At 62.2% G+C, this 500-nt stretch carries 1 protein-coding gene; it reads right to left on the reverse strand.

From position 1 onward, the window contains the following. A partial coding sequence (locus NKJ75_RS32810) for a calcium-binding protein (protein WP_502903954.1) occupies positions 1-500 on the reverse strand: 500 nt, incomplete at both ends.

The following is a 500-nucleotide window of genomic DNA, read 5'->3' on the forward strand; positions in this document are numbered from 1 at the left end:
CTGTAGAAGCTGCTCACCGGGTAGCCGGACTGTATGCTGGCGTTGTTGACGAAGTTCGCGCCAAAACCGTCGTTGTAGAGGCCTACCGCATCGAAGGCGAACTTGTCCTCCGCCGGGTTGAAATCGGTGATAGTGGTAATGTCCGACGTCGACCCGACAACCCCAGGCACCGGATTGTGGAACTGGAACACGAACGTGTCACTGTCGGTGCCCCCGGTCAACGTGTCCTGGCCGTCACCCACGTAGAGGACATCCTGGCCGGGACCGCCGCTGAGCCTGTCATTGTCCTCACCGGAGACGCGCGCGTTGAAGCGGCCGTTGTCGCCGGAGAGATCGTCCCAGCCATCTCCGCCGAAGATGCGGTCGTTACCCTCGCCGCCGATGGCTCGGTCACTGCCCGGGCCACCCGAGATCTCGTCGTTGCCGCCACGACCGTCAATCCAGTCACCGCCCTGGAAACCCTCCATCCAATCTTCACGATCGGTGCCGATGAGTGTTTC

This window comes from Mesorhizobium sp. M0058 (assembly GCF_040323095.1).
In the GTDB taxonomy this organism is placed as follows: domain Bacteria; phylum Pseudomonadota; class Alphaproteobacteria; order Rhizobiales; family Rhizobiaceae; genus Mesorhizobium.